The organism is Bradyrhizobium sp. P2_E8 (genome assembly GCF_056403875.1).
The window spans coordinates 1-1,628 of the sequence record NZ_JBFUES010001338.1 but is presented as its reverse complement, the minus strand read 5'-3'; the positions used below and the strand labels follow the sequence as shown (position 1 = coordinate 1,628).

The window sequence follows — 1,628 nt, the reverse complement described above, 5'->3', positions numbered from 1 at the left end:
GTCTCCAGGGTCGAACAGCCGGCGACGCACGCCTCGGACGATCGGAACGACGCCAAGCCTATCATCCGCTATCGCTATCAGGCCGGCGGCCAGGAGCTGGAAAGCGACAAGGTCTTTGTCGGCGGCTCCGTCATCACGACGAGGGTACTGGCCGCAAAACTGATCGGACGATATCCGGTCGGGGCGCATGTCGACGTCCACGTCGATCCGAGGCAACCGACCGAGGCGTTGCTCGAACCTGCTGCCGCGCAGAACGTCGCGGCACTGGTGGCGTTCACCATCGTGTTCGGCTTCATTGCCGCCACCCTCACCGCGCATTCGCTCGCGGGTCACGTGCTCTACACCAACAACGGCGTTCCGCTGTTCGCGTTCGCGTTGCCGATCATCGTGCTCGTGGGCGGCGTGTTCTGCGTCGCAGAGTATGTCCGGACGCGCCGGCTGGCGAGCGCCAGCCTGCGCTGGCCGACCGCGGCTGGCAGGGTCACCCGTTGCGACGTGATCGAGGAAATCATCGAGGAGAAGAGCGACGACGACAAGTCCCGGTCCAGCAAGCTCCAACACCGCTATCAGGTCGACCTGCGCTACGCCTACAGGGTCGACAAGCGCGACTTCATCGGCACCGAAGTCGATTGGGGCGGCACCATGATCTCCGGGCTGCGCGAGGTCGCCGAAAAGGCCGCAGCGAAATATCGTCCCGGGCAGAACGTCAAAGTTTACTACGATCCGGAACGACCGGGACATGCGGTGCTGGAGCCTGCGAGCCGGGAAGGCGCGCTGGGGCCGCTGATCGGTGCCGCGGTCTGTGCGGTCGTCGGAGGCCTTTTCCTGACAATCCTGATCAAGGTCGGGTTCGCATAGAGACGCTTGATGCCAATCACCCTTTCGGCGGCGCCAGTGGCTGCACGATCTCCTTGAACGGCGCCAGCGCCTCGCAGCGGTCGGCATGCGCCGCGAGCGCCGGGTAGCGCGCCGCGTCGAACAGAAGCGGATGCGCTTCGCGGGTGAAGCGCACGACGCAGGCCACCGCGATATCGGCATGGCCAATGCGCTCACCCAGCCAGTACGGCGTCGTTACCTTGGTGCGCTCGGCGTCGAGCACGCCGAGCACGTCGCCGATCTGCGCCTGGCAGCGCTCGACCCACAGCGCAAGCTGCTCCTTCCGCAGCACGCGCTCGTAGAGCAGGCTCACCGCCTTGTCGCCGAGACCGGAGGCGAGCGCGCAGATGCGCAGGTGCTTGCGCCGCTCGGCGCCACTACGCGGCAGCATCGCCTTCCCCTCACCGACCAGTTCATCGAGATAATCCAGGATGATCGTGCTCTCGATCAGCGCCTCGCCGTCGTCGAGCACCAGGGTCGGGACGCGGCGCAGCGGATTGTAGGGCGCGATCTTGTCGGCATCGCCGAAGGTGGACCACGGCCTGTGCTCGAAGGCGAGCCCGTAAAGCCGCAGCGCAATCGCGACACGGCGGACGAAGGGGGAATCATATTGGCCGATCAGGAACATGGTTCTCGCTCTTCTCATTGGCGGGACACGGCGGGGCCGGTCAGTTTCCACGACCAGATCGGCGCGGCGCAAGAAAGAATATGGAAATGGAGCATTGCGCCGGTTGCAACGGCACCTGCAACAT

2 protein-coding genes are annotated in these 1,628 nt (G+C 65.3%); one reads left to right on the top strand and one right to left on the bottom strand.

Annotated elements, in window-relative coordinates:
* The coding region (locus tag AC1D00_RS40220) for a DUF3592 domain-containing protein (protein ID WP_477014520.1) at nucleotides 1-858 on the top strand (858 nt) is incomplete at its 5' end.
* Nucleotides 859-874: 16 nt separating this feature from the next.
* Here AC1D00_RS40220 and AC1D00_RS40215 read toward each other — a convergent pair.
* On the bottom strand, nucleotides 875-1,504 hold the full coding sequence (locus AC1D00_RS40215) for a glutathione S-transferase family protein (protein ID WP_477014519.1): 630 nt from the start codon (nucleotides 1,502-1,504) through the stop codon (nucleotides 875-877).
* Nucleotides 1,505-1,628 lie beyond the last annotated feature (124 nt).

Excerpts from the sequence above, each read along its gene's own strand:
- AC1D00_RS40215 (WP_477014519.1), bottom strand. The coding sequence starts at position 1,504 with ATGTTCCTGATCGGCCAATATGATTCCCCCTTCGTCCGCCGTGTCGCG.